Source organism: Symbiopectobacterium purcellii, from assembly GCF_052050035.1.
GTDB lineage: Bacteria > Pseudomonadota > Gammaproteobacteria > Enterobacterales > Enterobacteriaceae > Symbiopectobacterium > Symbiopectobacterium purcellii_A.
The window spans coordinates 2,567,109-2,582,716 of the sequence record NZ_CP189882.1 but is presented as its reverse complement, the minus strand read 5'-3'; the positions used below and the strand labels follow the sequence as shown (position 1 = coordinate 2,582,716).

At 48.7% G+C, this 15,608-nt stretch carries 15 protein-coding genes and 3 pseudogenes; 9 read left to right on the top strand and 9 right to left on the bottom strand.

Annotation, left to right across the window (positions count from 1 at the left end):
• Window positions 1-96 precede the first annotated feature (96 nt).
• The 3 genes from rpsT to ACQGXV_RS18185 all read left to right on the top strand — a co-directional run bounded on the left by rpsT (window position 97) and on the right by ACQGXV_RS18185 (window position 2,909).
• Window positions 97-357: a 30S ribosomal protein S20 gene (rpsT, locus tag ACQGXV_RS18195; protein ID WP_440867115.1), complete on the top strand. Its 261-nt coding sequence runs from the start codon at window positions 97-99 to the stop codon at window positions 355-357.
• 377 nt (window positions 358-734) lie between these two features.
• On the top strand, window positions 735-2,222 hold the full coding sequence (locus ACQGXV_RS18190; RefSeq protein ID WP_440867114.1) for a hypothetical protein: 1,488 nt from the start codon (window positions 735-737) through the stop codon (window positions 2,220-2,222).
• A 126-nt stretch (window positions 2,223-2,348) separates the two neighbouring features.
• Complete coding sequence (locus ACQGXV_RS18185) at window positions 2,349-2,909, top strand: hypothetical protein (protein ID WP_440867113.1); 561 nt, start codon at window positions 2,349-2,351, stop codon at window positions 2,907-2,909.
• A 168-nt stretch (window positions 2,910-3,077) separates the two neighbouring features.
• On the opposite strand, the pseudogene ACQGXV_RS18180 reads toward ACQGXV_RS18185, so the two are convergent.
• From ACQGXV_RS18180 to ACQGXV_RS18160, 5 genes and pseudogenes are all read right to left on the bottom strand, one after another.
• Window positions 3,078-4,089, bottom strand: a pseudogene (locus tag ACQGXV_RS18180) (IS5 family transposase); the annotation flags it as partial.
• Between the two features lie 392 nt (window positions 4,090-4,481).
• Window positions 4,482-5,087 carry a hypothetical protein gene (locus ACQGXV_RS18175; RefSeq protein WP_440867112.1) on the bottom strand — a complete coding sequence of 202 codons (606 nt, stop codon included), beginning with the start codon at window positions 5,085-5,087 and terminating at the stop codon, window positions 4,482-4,484.
• A gap of 40 nt (window positions 5,088-5,127) precedes the next feature.
• Window positions 5,128-6,102: an IS30 family transposase gene (locus ACQGXV_RS18170; RefSeq protein ID WP_440867111.1), complete on the bottom strand. Its 975-nt coding sequence runs from the start codon at window positions 6,100-6,102 to the stop codon at window positions 5,128-5,130.
• Window positions 6,044-6,307, bottom strand: a complete 264-nt coding sequence (locus ACQGXV_RS18165; protein WP_440867110.1) for a hypothetical protein — start codon at window positions 6,305-6,307, stop codon at window positions 6,044-6,046. The genes ACQGXV_RS18170 and ACQGXV_RS18165 overlap by 59 nt, the downstream gene beginning before the upstream one ends.
• Complete coding sequence (locus tag ACQGXV_RS18160; protein WP_440867109.1) at window positions 6,288-6,431, bottom strand: hypothetical protein; 144 nt, start codon at window positions 6,429-6,431, stop codon at window positions 6,288-6,290. The genes ACQGXV_RS18165 and ACQGXV_RS18160 overlap by 20 nt, the downstream gene beginning before the upstream one ends.
• A gap of 276 nt (window positions 6,432-6,707) precedes the next feature.
• Between ACQGXV_RS18160 and ACQGXV_RS18155 the strand changes: the two genes are divergently transcribed.
• Together ACQGXV_RS18155 and ACQGXV_RS18150 are read left to right on the top strand one after the other, a co-directional pair.
• Window positions 6,708-7,073 carry an IS630 transposase-related protein gene (locus ACQGXV_RS18155; RefSeq protein WP_440862584.1) on the top strand — a complete coding sequence of 122 codons (366 nt, stop codon included), beginning with the start codon at window positions 6,708-6,710 and terminating at the stop codon, window positions 7,071-7,073.
• Window positions 6,997-7,530, top strand: a complete 534-nt coding sequence (locus ACQGXV_RS18150) for an IS630 family transposase (RefSeq protein WP_440862665.1) — start codon at window positions 6,997-6,999, stop codon at window positions 7,528-7,530. Before ACQGXV_RS18155 ends, ACQGXV_RS18150 begins: the two co-directional genes overlap by 77 nt.
• 152 nt (window positions 7,531-7,682) lie before the next feature.
• Here ACQGXV_RS18150 and dnaJ read toward each other — a convergent pair whose 3' ends face one another.
• Window positions 7,683-8,816 carry a molecular chaperone DnaJ gene (gene dnaJ / locus ACQGXV_RS18145; protein ID WP_440867108.1) on the bottom strand — a complete coding sequence of 378 codons (1,134 nt, stop codon included), beginning with the start codon at window positions 8,814-8,816 and terminating at the stop codon, window positions 7,683-7,685.
• A 108-nt stretch (window positions 8,817-8,924) separates the two neighbouring features.
• Complete coding sequence (dnaK, locus tag ACQGXV_RS18140; protein WP_440867107.1) at window positions 8,925-10,832, bottom strand: molecular chaperone DnaK; 1,908 nt, start codon at window positions 10,830-10,832, stop codon at window positions 8,925-8,927.
• 557 nt (window positions 10,833-11,389) lie between these two features.
• On the opposite strand from dnaK, the gene satP reads away from it, so the two are divergent.
• Entirely contained in the window at window positions 11,390-11,965 is a 576-nt protein-coding gene (gene satP / locus ACQGXV_RS18135) for an acetate uptake transporter (protein WP_440867106.1), read from the top strand.
• A 78-nt stretch (window positions 11,966-12,043) separates the two neighbouring features.
• Here the strand turns inward: satP and ACQGXV_RS18130 are convergent, their stop codons facing one another.
• Window positions 12,044-12,172, bottom strand: coding sequence for a hypothetical protein (locus tag ACQGXV_RS18130; protein ID WP_440867870.1), 129 nt, complete (start codon window positions 12,170-12,172; stop codon window positions 12,044-12,046).
• On the opposite strand from ACQGXV_RS18130, the pseudogene ACQGXV_RS18125 reads away from it, so the two are divergent.
• The 3 genes and pseudogenes from ACQGXV_RS18125 to ACQGXV_RS18115 all read left to right on the top strand — a co-directional run.
• A pseudogene (locus ACQGXV_RS18125) lies at window positions 12,132-12,578 on the top strand (ABC transporter substrate-binding protein); the annotation flags it as partial. The gene ACQGXV_RS18130 and the pseudogene ACQGXV_RS18125 sit on opposite strands and share 41 nt — an antisense overlap.
• 441 nt (window positions 12,579-13,019) lie before the next feature.
• On the top strand, window positions 13,020-13,403 hold the full coding sequence (locus ACQGXV_RS18120; protein ID WP_440863651.1) for an IS630 transposase-related protein: 384 nt from the start codon (window positions 13,020-13,022) through the stop codon (window positions 13,401-13,403).
• Complete coding sequence (locus ACQGXV_RS18115; RefSeq protein WP_440867498.1) at window positions 13,327-14,064, top strand: IS630 family transposase; 738 nt, start codon at window positions 13,327-13,329, stop codon at window positions 14,062-14,064. The genes ACQGXV_RS18120 and ACQGXV_RS18115 overlap by 77 nt, the downstream gene beginning before the upstream one ends.
• Here ACQGXV_RS18115 and ACQGXV_RS18110 read toward each other — a convergent pair.
• Window positions 13,986-15,409: pseudogene (locus tag ACQGXV_RS18110) on the bottom strand (MFS transporter). The gene ACQGXV_RS18115 and the pseudogene ACQGXV_RS18110 overlap by 79 nt on opposite strands.
• Window positions 15,410-15,608 lie beyond the last annotated feature (199 nt).

The window sequence follows — 15,608 nt, the reverse complement described above, 5'->3', positions numbered from 1 at the left end:
GCTTATTTGCACAAACCCATTGACAAACGAAGGCTAAACGGGCATATTCCTCGGCCTTTGAATTGTCATCGATAGAATATATTTGGGAGTTGGACCTTGGCTAATATCAAATCAGCTAAGAAACGCGCCGTACAGTCTGAGAAGCGTCGCAAGCACAACGCTAGCCGTCGTTCCATGATGCGTACTTTCATCAAGAAAGTATACGCCGCGATCGCTACTGGCGATAAAGAAGCTGCACAAAAAGCGTTTAACGACATGCAACCGATTGTGGATCGTCAGGCTAGCAAAAGTCTGATCCACAAGAACAAAGCATCTCGTCATAAATCCAACCTGGCTGCTCAGATCAACGCACTGTAATCATTGCTTGCGTAGACATCTGTCTTCCTCGTTGTAAGAAAAAACCGGCTCTGGCCGGTTTTTTTGTATGAATGCGTTCAACGCACATCCCTCATATTTCCCCCTGGCGTTACCTTGCCTCCATGCTCTCCTTATGACGATTACAATCTGTAAGGCGCTTTTTTTATAGTCCAAATTAACCGCTACTTTATACTGGCGCCCAACAGTATCCAGAATTCATGAGGTTCTCTATGGTAGTGCCAGTAGTCAAAAAATCGTCTCCCGTCATATTGACAATCCAGGAGCCAAGAGCTCAACAAACGTCACCGATAACAGCACAAAGACCCTCTGAGTTAAACGCCGTGAACGGGCTTGGCAACAGAGCACAACAGGCCAGCGTGCCGAGCGGCAGATCTGCCACTGACGGAGTGGTAACGCCCCCCAAAAATAACCGGTTAGTACAGTTCATCAACCCCTTCACGCAGTGTATCAATGTGCGCGCGGTGGCTCTGTTTAATCAGTCAAAACTTGCCGCCACCGCGACTCAAACTGCCGACTCAGGGCAGTCGGCCCGCGCGGCAAAACCAGCCCATGCCCATTCAGCTCGACAAAAAATCATGGCTACCCTCGCACGCGAAGCTAAGCAGCAAGTCAACACAAGCCATTTACGGAAACCGGACACGGGAAAACGATTGACCCGACAGGCCATCTCGGGGCAGATTCTGGGCCGACCACCCACTCAACATACGGCAACCGCATTGGCAGCCAACACCACCAGCCGGGAAGCGCTGACAAAAGCCAAAGCCCTGGTCGATAGCGCCGTAACGGAATTTGGAATTGTCGAAAAGGGCATGACTGATACCCACTATGCCAGCCAGGCAATCGACTCAGCCCTCTGCGCCATCTACAGCAACCATAAAGACAACTTCTTACAGCGTCTGGAGCACAGCGCCAAACCGATTCAGAACAAACTGCTCAGCACCCTTCCCGCTGACACGCAACAGGACATTCGTCAGGCGAGCTCCCATGCTCAAACATCGCAGCCACAGCAAGCCCAAACGAAAGTCACAGGTGCGTTGGACAAGCTGGAAAAAATAAAAGACAAACCGATGGTGAAAGCGTTTGGCATGAACCACATCGTCACATTGTTGCAGAAAGGGATAGTCAAAATGGCGGGCCGCAGTTTGCTCAGGAGCAGTCTGCAAGATACGGTTGCCACGGCCTATCAGAAGGGACGCAATGCCAGTCTGGCCACGGGATCGCTAAAGGCCCTTGACGCCGTAACGCAAGAAATTACCCAGCATCAACGGGGTTCCGCTGACGCACGCGCAAGTAATTTACCGTATCCACACACGGAGCTTGAAATCGTTAGCCACGGAGCGGTGCTGAATCATCTGTTAAAGACCAAAGGCCACGCACGCCATGTGGAAAACGTTCTCTCAACCGCTGCGCAAATTGCCTACCATAAAGGATTATGTGATGGCATTCGTAATGCCTACCTGCATACCATAGGCAGCGCCGCACAGGACGCAGGGCTTTCAGGCAACGCTCCACAGCGTGATAAAGCTTTCACGCCGACGGGCGCTGGCGCGAATCCGTATATCAGACCAACGCTAGACGCGGTAACTCGACACTATCCCGACGCGTTGATGAACCCGGAAATTAAAGACCAACTGTCAAAACATGCTCATCACCAGCTAATGGCAGAAATAGATACGTTATCAAAGCAATTAAAACCCACGCTTGAGAGCTTGCCATCCTCTGATGGTGATAACGATCCGGCATTAAAAGCTAAACTACAAAATTTAATGAAATATTCTCCCGATCGTTTCGACGACAACCTGACGACGATTTCTACGCGTTTTGAAGGGAGCATCGCTTATTAACGCCATGGGTTCAGCGGATTATTAAAGCGATACAATTTTCACCCAATTAATATTTAATTTAACTTTAAAAAAATTAATCTAGCTTTAGGAGGCTATATGGCAGCCATATCCAGTAACATTAGCACATTGATGAAGATATTTACGCCTCGCTTACCGCCATCAGCGGCAAAAAATACGTTTACTAGCGTTATAAAACATGATTTTCAAAAAGCGTCAAACAATGCAATAACGTTTATGCCTTCAGCCAAAGCGTTATCTGCGGCCCCCGCCAAACAGTTGCCGTTCAGTGAACGCAACGTTATTTATGCGCGGAAACTCTCAGACAGTTTCGCGAGCAAACACGGTAAATTCCTACAGGATCTGAACAGCCGTTTAGCGGCGGGTCGCCCTTTGCCGATGAAAAAGCCTGTCATTGCCACACCAGCGCCAGCGCTTGTCTCGCTGAGCACGTTCACGCCGCCGGCGCCTGTAAAACCGGGTAAAATGGGGATGCCACCGCCGCCGATGCCACCCGCATCGTACGTACCGCCAAAAATCATCCAGACGGATACAGCCAGTACAGCACCAGAGGTTCGTGAAAAGAAAAGCATCAAACCCGAAACTACACCACAATATAACTCAGTCATGGATGAACTCAAAAAGAGGCTTGAAGCGTCATCCCTTAAATCACAGACCGTAAACCACTAAACCGTATAAAGAAATAAATATGGCGCGACATCTCGCGCCATTGCAGTGGAATGCTATTGCCTGAAAAAAAATAGCGTTATTCTTCCTTAGCAATATAGTATCCATCGGCTTTGTTGAATAAATCAGAATTAGCCGACAGGATGACTCCCTCTGCTACACCTGTTATCCTATCCTGACGCTGTGTGGCATACCCAACAACGTCATACGGTTCAGCGCTTTGACCATCGCTATGGCTTCACCTACTTGAGCCTCATAGTCACGCAGGCTCCGATGGCCACCCAGCAAAGTTTTTATGCGAAACATCGCTGTTTCTGCCACTGAACGCCGGTGATAACCCACTTTCTTTTTCCACATATCATTACTCCCGCTCAGACGCTGATTCGCCACCGCATGGTTACGTTCATAGTACTTGTCCGGCCAGTATTTCGCTCCGCTTCGCGGCGGGATAAGGGGCCTGATTTTCTTTCTTAGCAACGCATCGTGGCAGTATAGCTAAGCGACATTATTTTGATAACAGCCAGCTATGCTTCTTTGCCACATATCAGGGCATCGGCTGTAATCATTTTTAAGTCGGTTGGCTATAACGGGCGTCATAAGCACCGTCTGCTGACACTTCCCTGATTTTCCGGTGGGTTTGGTTAATCAGGCCCGGCAGTGCCTGCGCATCTGTCGTTCCGCTGAGCGATAAGTCGGCACAGATAATCTCATGCGTCGCACTGTCTGCTGCCAGATGAAGCTTGCGCCACACTCTTCGTCTGTCAGCCCCATGCTGCCTGACTTTCCATTCACCTTCGCCAAAGACCTTCAGACCGGTACTGTCGATGACCAGATGCGAGATTTCACCACGCGTTGGCGTTTTTATGCTGATACTGACGGTTTTTGCCCGCCGACTGACCAGAGAGTAGTCCGGGCAGCGCAGTGGCAGGCTCATCAGTGTAAAAACCGAGTCGACAAAGCCCTGTAATGCCCGGAGCGACAGGTTAAACACGCGCTTTATCATCAAAACCGTGGTAACAGCCATATCGGTGTAGTAAAGCGGCCGACCACGACCTTCAGGCGAAGAACTGTCAGTCCATGCAGCGATGGCCGACTCATCAAGCCAGACCGTCAGGGAGCCGCGTTGTCTGAGTGCTTTGTTGTAGGTGGGCCAGTTGGTGATTTTAAACTTTTGCTTTGCCATGGGGAGCTGCTATCGGGAGCGATGATAGTGCTCTGATCCGGCGATCCCCTGAAAGTTCGATTTATTCAACAAAGCCGTATCCATCAAGATAACCATCGCTGCCCCTATGGCTTTGTTGAATAATTTAACCGTTTGATTTACATCTTCTTTAGTTAGAATGCATTTACAGAGAATGTATTTTGTTAGAACGACAAATCAAATAGTTAGCACAATAAAAAGCATTCCGAGAGGAAAAATTAGTCGTTGAAATTTTATAATGCTTATATAAATCAGTATCTTAAATTATTCAACAAAGCCTGCCCCTATTCCCATATTCACCTTCATAAGAGAGGTGTCTGGCAAAAATGTAATCTTTACCTTTGTATTTTATATAATAAGGGTGTACTAAGTCTTCAACGGGCAATATGATCGGGCCGATCGGATGGGAAATAGTAAATGCTGTCCGTTGCCGCAATACGCCATTTTCCATCGGGAGAACCCGCTCGGCTGGAGCAGGTGTCAATACCACAGTATTCCGTCCACGCCTCATCCCCTTCCTCATCGTATTCTCTGACGGTTGTTGCGGGTACTTCTTTGGGGGCCGACAGCCCTTTATCGGATACTTCTATCTCAAACTGCTTTTCATAATGGTACTCACCGCGACCGTAACTGATGGAATAGCTAAGGATATTGTCGTCCGTCACATGATAGCTCACCACTGGGGTATATACGGTGCTCATCTTGTAATCAAAAAGCGCAACCAGTGTTAAGTCATTGCGATGAGGCGTCGCATCGGTGTACATATAGATTTTGGTATTGGTCGAATTCGCCACTGCAAAAAATATGGCTAAATCACCACTAATAATCCGATGCGTTAACAGACGCCAATAACCATCATTATTTTTATCATACTGCCGTTCCTCACCGTGAAAACGAAACAGCCTTTTTATCTTCCATGGCGCCTCCTCAATGGTGAATCCCGACGCGGTTTTCATTCCTTTTTCTAGCGGCTTATCCAACGCCCCATTCCCACTCGAAACGCAACAAAACGGTAGAGGCTTATGCCACCAGTAAGTGCGTTAAAAATACCTCATTGGGGGAACGATAGCACAGCGATTTTCTGCCCCTTGTATTGAGTATGTGTTTGAGTTCGGCAATCTTACGATGACTGACCTGACTGAAGTCTGTTCCCTTTGGGTAAAAACGTCGTATCAGCCCGTTGGTGTGCTCATTCAAGCCCCTCTCCCAGGAATGATAAGGATGGGCAAAGTAGACCTGCGCCCCTGTGATTTGAGTAATTTGCTCGTGCAGAGCGAATTCAGGGCCGTTATCAGCTGTTAGGGTCTTAAACTTGCAAAAGGTATTAGCTTCAATGTCCCTGAAAGCAGCAACCACAGTCTCCGCACGCTTATTAGGCAGTTTGCGAATGATGACGGTTTTCAATGCTTTATCTACGATGATTAACAAAAATGACTTCTGGTCTTTGCCAAAAATAGTGTCAATTTCGAAGTGGCCAGGCTCCTGTTTAAGCTCGGCTTGAGCTGGGCGATACTCAATACCAACACGGTTGGGAATAGGGCCTGATTTGAGGTTTTCGGCATTGTACCTGTAACGTTTTCCCCGATGAGGAAGTTGCTGATATAGCTCCCCGCCAGCCTGTCTCTCCTGCAGGATATAGCGATATAGCGTATTCTTGCTGACAGATATACCGAATTCCAGGTGCAAACGGCCACTGATGATTTCAGGTGAAGAGTGAGTGGAAAGCGCCTGCCTGATGAAGTTCTGAATGTGTGGCTCCAACGGGTAAAAAGCATTGTTTGGCAGAGGCTTATGACGGCGTTCCCGGGCCAGAGTGTCCGCCCTTCTACAGCAGTAGACACCATTGAAAGTAGGGTCGGTATTGCGTCTGAGTTCCCTGCTGATGGTCGAGCGAGGCAGAGCAAGCTCTCTGGCGATGGTAGCTTGGTTGACACCTTCACCACGCCGCTTTTCGATGTAGAACCGTTCTTTCTGAGTCAGATGTTTTCCCTGCATGCAACAGGCTCTCCAGTATGGCCAGAACGGTGATTTTATCCGACTCTGGCAAGTGGGTCACTTTGTTGCGTTTCGAGTGGGAATGGGGCAACCATTTGCCAAATAAATTTTTGACAGAAGAAAATTGATGAACCATTTCAAGATAGCGAATCTGCTGCTGGTATTCTGATTTTATGCAGTCAACGTTAGTATAGCCAAGCGACATTATTTTGATAACAGCCAGCTATGCTTCTTTGACGCATATCAGGGCATAGGATGTAATCATTTTTAAGTCGGTTGGCTATACCGCATGCATTTCTTTGTGTCAGCCATTCGCGTTGCTCCCTCATCAGAGAACCTTTAGCAACGCTATTCTCCACCGCGATGGTGTAACGCCGATTCGCGATGGAGTCGATGCCACTCAGCGCAGGCGTGTTGCATATTGTTTTTTCGGTTTCATTGAGGTTTTCGAGCGAGCAGTTAAATCCGGCAGCCTGAACGTTTGCATAGCAGGCTACTAATACCGAAACAACACGATCTTTCCCAGTTTCATTTTTATCCCTAATTATTTCCCTATAAAATCCAATGATATAGCTAAACGACTTAATTTTGATTACATTATTTAAATGAGCTATTCAATTGATTTTAGACGTAAAGTGATATCTACACGGAAAAACGAAGGGTTGAGTATCCGAGAAACAGCGAAGCAATTTCGGATTGGCCCTGCCTCTGTATCGCGTTGGATTAATCAAATAGAGTCAAAAGCATCGACCACGCGTCAGCGAAAGATCGATAAATCCGAGTTGATAAAAGATGTTGAACAATATCCAGATGCTTACCAAAAAGAACGTGCAGAGCGTTTTGGCGTTTGTCAGAAGGCCATTTGGCAAGCGCTTAAAAAGCTGGGATTGACCTATAAAAAAAACTCTACGTCATCCGAAAGCCGACGAAAACGCCCGGCAGGGATTTCAACAAAAAAAACAACAGTATGAAAAAGAAGGTAAACCTATTGTTTTTATTGATGAAAGTGGTTTTTCACACGATGCCCCACGGACTCACGGCTATTCCCCAAAAGGTCAACGGTGTTTTGGCCTGAAGAACTGGGGAGCTAGGGGAAGAACAAATGTTATCGGCGCTTTATTAGGCACAACGCTGTTTGCTATCGGATTATTTGATATCAATATTAACAGCGATGTTTTCTATGCCTGGGTCACACAAGTCCTTATCCCAGTACTCCCTAAAAACAGTGTAATCATGATGGACAATGCCACTTTTCACAAAAAACATAATATTCAACAAGTCATCATCGATGCAGGGTATATGGTGGAGTATTTGCCTACATATTCGCCAGATCTTAACCCAATTGAGCATAAATGGGCACAAGCAAAAAGCAAAAAAAGAGAGATGGGTTGCGATACAGAGAGTTTGTTCTCAGTCCATATGGTGTAATCAAAATTAAGTCGCTTGGCTATATCGGTTCAAATAAGTCATTAGCAAGCATGGGGATATAGATTTAACCGATGAGGGTCCTATGGATGGAAACGGTGGACATAAAAAAAACCGGTGATACATCACCGGTTTTTTTGTCTGAAACTGCAACGTTAGCGGGTCAGGTCATCGAAAAATTTCTTCACGCCATCAAAGAAGCTTTTAGAGCGAGGGCTATTTCTCTCTCCGGAAGGTCCACCGAAACTCTCTTCCAACTCTTTCAGCAGTTGCTTCTGGCGCTCATTAAGATTAACCGGCGTTTCAACCACCACGCGACACAGCAGATCTCCCTGCGCACCGCCACGTACCGATTTCACACCTTTGCCACGCATGCGGAACAATTTGCCAGTTTGCGTTTCCGCAGGCACTTTCAATTTCACGCGGCCATCTAACGTTGGCACTTCAATCTCGCCGCCCATGGCTGCCATCGCAAAGTTGATGGGAACTTCGCAGTAGAGATTGTTCTCTTCACGCTGGAAGATAGGATGCGGTTTTACCTGCACCTGAACGTACAGATCGCCCGCAGGTGCACCGTGCTCCCCGGCCTCACCTTCACCGGACAAGCGAATACGATCGCCCGTATCCACGCCCGCAGGGATTTTCACCGACAGCGTTTTGCTGGTTTCAACGCGGCCATGACCATGACACTTGTTGCAAGGATCTTTAATGATCTTGCCGCGGCCATGACAGTGCGGACAGGTTTGCTGAACGGTAAAGAACCCTTGACGCATCTGCACCTGGCCATTGCCATGGCAGGTTGGGCAGGTTACCGGCGAACTGCCCGGTTTTGCGCCGCTGCCATGACAGGAGTCGCACTCTTCAAGCGTCGGAATGCGGATCTCTTTGGCGACGCCACGAACTGCCTCTTCCAGCGTCAACTCCATGTTATAGCGTAAATCGGCCCCGCGGCTGGCACGTTGACGACGTCCACCGCCGAAAATATCGCCGAATACGTCGCCAAAGATATCGCCAAAATCTGCGCCGCCGAAACCGCCAGCCCCGCCACCGCCCATACCGCCTTGTTCAAACGCGGCGTGGCCGTATTGATCGTAAGCCGCCCGTTTCTGCGCATCCGTCAGAATTTCATAAGCTTCTTTGATCTCTTTGAATTTTGCTTCAGCGTCTTTATCACCGGGGTTACGGTCCGGGTGAAACTTCATTGCCAGGCGCTTATAAGCCTTTTTGATCTCCCGCTCATCGGCGTCTTTGGCAACGCCTAGTGCTCCGTAATAATCTTGCTTCGCCATGTTTTTTCCTGCCCTCAACATGCGTGCACGGGCGCAGAGTTTCCTCGACGCCCGTACCTGGTTTGCCAGCAACGGCTTATCGCCGTTGTTGCGCCCGCCTAAGGGCGATTATTTTTTATCTTTCACTTCTTCGAATTCAGCGTCTACGACGTAGTCTTCTTTGCGTGCCGCATCATCTGCGTTGCCTGCGCCCGCTTGTGCCTGCTGTTGCGATGCTTCCAGCAGCTTGGCAGACGCTTCGATCAGCGTTTGGATCTTCGCTTCGATCTCCGCTTTATCTTCGCCTTTCAGTGCACTTTCCAGCGCTTTCAGGCCATCTTCAATCGCGGTTTTATCGTTAGCGGCCAGCTTGTCACCAGACTCTTCCAGTTGCTTACGGGTACTGTGCAGCAGATGATCGCCCTGATTATGCGTCTGTACCAGCTCTTCAAACTTACGGTCAGCTTCCGCATTGGCTTCAGCATCACGCACCATCTTCTGGATTTCATCTTCATTCAAACCCGAAGATGCTTTGATGGTGATGTTTTGCTCGCGACCGCTGTTTTTGTCTTTAGCAGAAACGTGCAGGATACCGTCGGCGTCGATGTCGAAAGTAACTTCGATCTGCGGCATACCGCGCGGCGCGCCCTGAATACCATCCAGGTTAAACTGACCCAGTGACTTGTTGTCGTGTGCGCGTTTACGTTCACCCTGCAACACATGGATGGTTACTGCGGACTGGTTATCTTCCGCCGTAGAGAACACCTGGCTGTGTTTAGTCGGGATGGTGGTGTTCTTGGTAATCAGCGGCGTCATCACGCCACCCATGGTTTCGATACCCAGCGACAACGGGGTAACGTCCAGCAGCAGCACGTCTTTAACGTCACCGGCCAACACGCCGCCCTGCACCGCTGCACCGATCGCCACAGCTTCATCCGGGTTAACGTCTTTGCGCGGTTCTTTGCCAAAGAAGTCAGCCACTTTTTTCTGCACCAGTGGCATACGGGTTTGACCACCCACCAGAATCACTTCCTGCACGTCAGAAACGGACAGCCCGGCATCCTGCAATGCGACTTTCAGCGGCTCCAGTGAACGGGTCACCAGCTCTTCTACCAGCGACTCCAACTTGGCGCGAGTCACTTTGATGTTCAGGTGTTTCGGACCAGTCGCATCCGCCGTGATGTACGGCAGGTTAACGTCGGTCTGTTGCGCAGAAGACAGCTCAATTTTGGCTTTTTCTGCGGCTTCTTTCAGACGCTGCATCGCCAACGGATCGTTGCGCAGGTCAAAGCCTTGCTCTTTCTTAAACTCCTCAACCAGGTAGTTGATCATACGGCTGTCGAAGTCTTCGCCACCCAGGTGGGTATCACCATTGGTTGCCAGCACTTCAAAGGTTTTTTCGCCGTCAACATCATCGATTTCGATGATGGAGATATCAAACGTACCACCACCCAGGTCGTAAACCGCAATTGTGCTGTTGCCCACTTCTTTATCGAGACCGTAGGCCAGCGCAGCCGCTGTCGGTTCGTTTATGATACGTTTTACTTCCAGCCCTGCGATGCGGCCTGCATCTTTGGTAGCCTGACGTTGCACATCGTTAAAATACGCCGGCACGGTGATAACCGCTTCAGTGATGGTTTCACCGAGGTAGTCTTCTGCCGTTTTCTTCATTTTTTTCAGCACTTCAGCAGAGATCTGCGGCGGTGCCATTTTCTGATCTTTCACTTCCAGCCAGGCATCGCCATTATCTGCTGCAACGATGTTGTACGGCATGATGTTGCTATCACGCTGCACTTCTTCATCTTTGAAGCGACGGCCAATCAGACGCTTGATAGCAAACAGGGTGTTTTTCGGGTTAGTCACAGCCTGACGTTTAGCGGGCTGGCCAACCAGAATTTCACCATCTTGCGTATAAGCAATAATAGAAGGCGTTGTGCGATCGCCCTCGCTGTTTTCCAGTACTTTAACCTGCGTACCGTCCATAATCGCTACACAAGAGTTGGTTGTACCCAGGTCGATACCAATAATCTTACCCATCTAAACATCTCCACTAAAAAGTCGTATTCGGTGTGGTTGTTCAGCCTACTATGTGGGCGAAAAGGGGATTTTCAACTCCACAAGGTGCAATTATTCAATTTTTGCCCTCACGAGGTCTCCTCATCCACACGCTGTTCTTCGATGCCTTAGGCAAACTCACACTGCCCAGCACATCACGTTACAAGAGGTCAAACCGTTTCGGTTGGAAATAAGATGGGGACAACAATTTGCTCATCAAGGGGGGGAGCGAAAAAAAAATGCAGACGATCCCCTTTATGATCAAACTATTCCTCTTGCGCCTTGTTGTATCCGCGCATTCGTCCCGCTATTATGCCGCGCCGCAATTAAAATTTTTTTTGAAAATTTCACCGTTGCGTTGTTTTTACCGTTACAGCGCTTTGATTGTGACAATGCTTGCACAGTTAAATAGCGTTCACAGTGAGACAGCAAGGTCTATCGGGACGACGAGCAAGGACAGCTCGCCAGAGATCAGGAAACACCGACAGAACGCGGCATCGAGCAAGCTACACAACTCCACTATTGTATTCTGAGGATTTATGCAAACGAACTCGCTGGCGAATCCCGGTCCGTTAGGACTGATGGGCTTCGGGATGACCACCATTCTTCTTAATCTGCATAACGCAGGCTTTTTCCCACTTTCTTCTATTATTCTCAGCATGGGGATTTTCTACGGCGGCATCGCCCAGATCATCGCAGGGCTGTTGGAATACAAGAAAGGCAACACCTTTGGCGTGACCGCATTCACCTCTTATGGTGCATTCTGGCTGACGCTGGTCGGCATTCTGATGCTGCCGAAAATGGGTCTGGCAGAAGCCAGTGACGCACAGTTCCTCGGGGTATTTCTGGGCCTTTGGGGCGTTTTCACCCTGTTTATGTTCTTTGGCACACTGTGCGCCAACCGTGCGTTGCAGTTCGTATTTGCCAGCCTGACACTGCTGTTTGCCCTGCTGGCTATCGGTAACTTCACCGGCAACCACGGCCTGCTGACCATCGCGGGCTACGAAGGCATTATCTGCGGTGCCAGCGCCATTTATCTGGCGATGGCAGAAGTGCTGAACGCGCAGTTTGGCCGTACGGTCCTGCCGATTGGTACACGCGGCGCGGCACACTAAGCGCCTCGCACGACTCGCAATAAAAGGCCCACAATAAAAAGCCCGGCGCATACGCCAGGCTTTTTTGTTTTCTTATAGCTAAGCGACATTATTTTGATAACAGCCAGCTATGCTTCTTTGCCACATATCAGGGCATCGGCTGTAATCATTTTTAAGTCGGTTGGCTATAACCTTTGCGGGTGGCGATAACATTGCGGCCGACAGCATTCAGCGCGTCTACGGTGAACTCAACCCGGAAAAAGTGCTGGCAGCCAACCCGGATGTCTACATCGCCACCGGCATGGCGGGGCCAGAAGGAAAACGGTTTTCAACGCTGATGCTGGGCCCGGACGTTTCCGATCAGCAAGCGCAAAACAGTTTTACCACCCTGCTACAACACGAACCCATTCTTTCACACCTGCGTGCCGTGCAGCAGGGGCGCGCCTGGAGTATGTGGCACAACTTCTACCTAAGCCCGTATCACGTGGTGATGGTGGAGATGTTTGCCAAAGCGCTTTACCCCGATCTGTTTGCCGATCTGCAACCGCAAGACACCTTAAAACAACTCTATCAACAATTCTTACCTATTGAATTTTCAGGGACATTCTGGAGTCACATCGCACATGAACGCTAATTTTATCCGTCGCGGCTGGCCACTTATCGCGTTGTTGCCACTGGGTTCGCACGCTGCCTCCTCGAGCGCGCAGGAAGATATAGCTAAGCGACATTATTTTGATAACAGCCAGCTATGCTTCTTTGCCACATATCAGGGCATCGGCTGTAATCATTTTTAAGTCGGTTGGCTATACCGTCGTGGTCACCCAATCTGACCGCGCCGCCGCCGATACAGACAGCAGCTATAGCTAAACGACTTAATTTTGATTACATTATTTAAATGAGCTATTCAATTGATTTTAGACGTAAAGTGATATCTACACGGGGCTTTGTTGAATAATTTAACAGTTTGATTTACATCTTCTTTAGTTAGAATGCATTTACAGAGAATGTATTTTGTTAGAACGACAAATCAAATAGTTAGCACAATAAAAAGCATTCCGAGAGGAAAAATTAGTCGTTGAAATTTTATAATGCTTATATAAATCAGTATCTTAAATTATTCAACAAAGCCTCTACACGGAAAAACGAAGGGTTGAGTATCCGAGAAACAGCGAAGCAATTTCGGATTGGCCCTGCCTCTGTATCGCGTTGGATTAATCAAATAGAGTCAAAAGCATCGACCACGCGTCAGCGAAAGATCGATAAATCCGAGTTGATAAAAGATGTTGAACAATATCCAGATGCTTACCAAAAAGAACGTGCAGAGCGTTTTGGCGTTTGTCAGAAGGCCATTTGGCAAGCGCTTAAAAAGCTGGGATTGACCTATAAAAAAAACTCTACGTCATCCGAAAGCCGACGAAAACGCCCGGCAGGGATTTCAACAAAAAAAACAACAGTATGAAAAAGAAGGTAAACCTATTGTTTTTATTGATGAAAGTGGTTTTTCACACGATGCCCCACGGACTCACGGCTATTCCCCAAAAGGTCAACGGTGTTTTGGCCTGAAGAACTGGGGAGCTAGGGGAAGAACAAATGTTATCGGCGCTTTATTAGGCACAACGCTGTTTGCTATCGGATTATTTGATATCAATATTAACAGCGATGTTTTCTATGCCTGGGTCACACAAGTCCTTATCCCAGTACTCCCTAAAAACAGTGTAATCATGATGGACAATGCCACTTTTCACAAAAAACATAATATTCAACAAGTCATCATCGATGCAGGGTATATGGTGGAGTATTTGCCTACATATTCGCCAGATCTTAACCCAATTGAGCATAAATGGGCACAAGCAAAAAGCAAAAAGCAAAAAAAGAGAGATGGGTTGCGATACAGAGAGTTTGTTCTCAGTCCATATGGTGTAATCAAAATTAAGTCGCTTGGCTATATCACAGTGCATGCACGAAATACTATAGCCAACCGACTTAAAAATGATTACATCCTATGCCCTGATATGCGGCAAAGAAGCATAGCTGGCTGTTATCAAAATAATGTCGCTTGGCTATACAGGCCCTGTACCGACTCGGTGAGCATCACGCGACGGCGTGACTGTGTCTGGTAGAGATACAGCCCCAGCAGCAAACCAAGCCCGGATAATGCCAGCACATAAACGGCTGGTGCGATAGGCGTTATCTGCATCATCAATGTAACGCTTATCGGCGTCAGGCCACCGAAAATCGCATAAGAGACGTTGTAAGAGAACGAGATGCCCGAGAAGCGCACTTCAGGCGGGAAAGCGTGCACCATCACGTAAGGCACTGCACCGACTACCCCAACGCACAATCCCGCAACCGCATACCCTAAAAAACAGCAACGAAGGGTCGCGCGCGGTCACCAGATAGAAGAAAGCGCAGCCCGCCGCCAGCAGAATGCTGCCGAAAATAAACGTTTTACCTGCCCCGATGCGATCGACAATAATCCCGACGACCACACAGCCAATCATCAGGGTGATGGTCGCCAGACAGTTGGACTGCAACGCCATCGACGCGGGGATGCCGTGTGCTTTTTGCAAATAGGTCGGTGCCATCAGGATCACCACCACAATGCAGGCTGAGAGCAACCAGGTCAGCAGCATCGACACCACAACCGCCGTTTTGTGTTTCATCACCACCGATTTAAGCGGTAATTCGTCCGCCAGACGTTTGTGCGCCTGCATCTCCATAAACACCGGCGTCTCTTGCAACCAGCGACGCAAATATAGCCAAGCGACATTATTTTGATAACAGCCAGCTATGCTTCTTTGCCGCATATCAGGGCATAGGATGTAATCATTTTTAAGTCGTTTGGCTATACATGGCGAAGAAACCAAAGATACCGCCGAGGAAGAAGGGGATACGCCAGCCACCGCCGACAATCTGCTGCGGCGTTAATGTACTATTGAGCAGTGTCGCAATCGCAGAACCAAGCAGAATACCGAGCGTCAGCCCGGCCGTCAGAATGCCACACGCCAGCCCAATCCGAGAACGCGGCACGTGTTCAGAGACAAATACCCAGGCTCCCGGCACTTCGCCACCAATCGCGGCACCCTGTAAAATGCGCATCAACAGCAGCAATACCGGCGCAGCGATCCCCATATTTTCATAGGTCAGCAGCATCCCCATGGCGAGCGTAGGCACCGCCATCAGAAAGATACTCAGGCTGAACATCTTTTTACGTCCCACCAGATCGCCAAAGTGGGCCATGATGATGCCCCCCAACGGGCGGGCCAGGTAGCCTGCGGCAAAAATACCGAAAGTTTGCAACTGGCGCAGCCACTCAGGAATATCAGGCGGGAAAAACAGTTCGCCAATTACCGCTGCGAAAAACACGAAAATGATGAAATCGTAGAATTCCAACGCGCCACCCAGCGCCGCCAGGGAGAGCGTTTTGTAATCCTGCCCGTTCAGTTGGCGCTGTTGTTGTGATATAGCCAACCGACTTAAAAATGATTACATCCTATGCCCTGATATGCGGCAAAGAAGCATAGCTGGCTGTTATCAAAATAATGTCGCTTGGCTATAATTGAGGCTGTGGCAATGGCTGTGCTGACGATTGTTGTGATGGAGCGTTATCACCGTTCATAAATTACCGAATAAGGCCAGAGTGAGAGAAAAATAATTTGCCGTC

What these genes read in the sequence shown, in the direction of transcription:
- ACQGXV_RS18170 (WP_440867111.1), bottom strand. Translation starts at nt 6,102, where the DNA reads ATGCAGGGAAAACATCTGACTCAGAAAGAACGGTTCTACATCGAAAAG.
- ACQGXV_RS18165 (WP_440867110.1), bottom strand. Translation starts at nt 6,307, where the DNA reads ATGTCGCTTGGCTATACTAACGTTGACTGCATAAAATCAGAATACCAG.
- ACQGXV_RS18160 (WP_440867109.1), bottom strand. Translation starts at nt 6,431, where the DNA reads ATGAGGGAGCAACGCGAATGGCTGACACAAAGAAATGCATGCGGTATA.
- ACQGXV_RS18155 (WP_440862584.1), top strand. Translation starts at nt 6,708, where the DNA reads ATGAGCTATTCAATTGATTTTAGACGTAAAGTGATATCTACACGGAAA.
- dnaJ (WP_440867108.1), bottom strand. Translation starts at nt 8,816, where the DNA reads ATGGCGAAGCAAGATTATTACGGAGCACTAGGCGTTGCCAAAGACGCC.
- dnaK (WP_440867107.1), bottom strand. Translation starts at nt 10,832, where the DNA reads ATGGGTAAGATTATTGGTATCGACCTGGGTACAACCAACTCTTGTGTA.
- satP (WP_440867106.1), top strand. Translation starts at nt 11,390, where the DNA reads ATGCAAACGAACTCGCTGGCGAATCCCGGTCCGTTAGGACTGATGGGC.
- ACQGXV_RS18130 (WP_440867870.1), bottom strand. Translation starts at nt 12,172, where the DNA reads ATGCTGTCGGCCGCAATGTTATCGCCACCCGCAAAGGTTATAGCCAAC.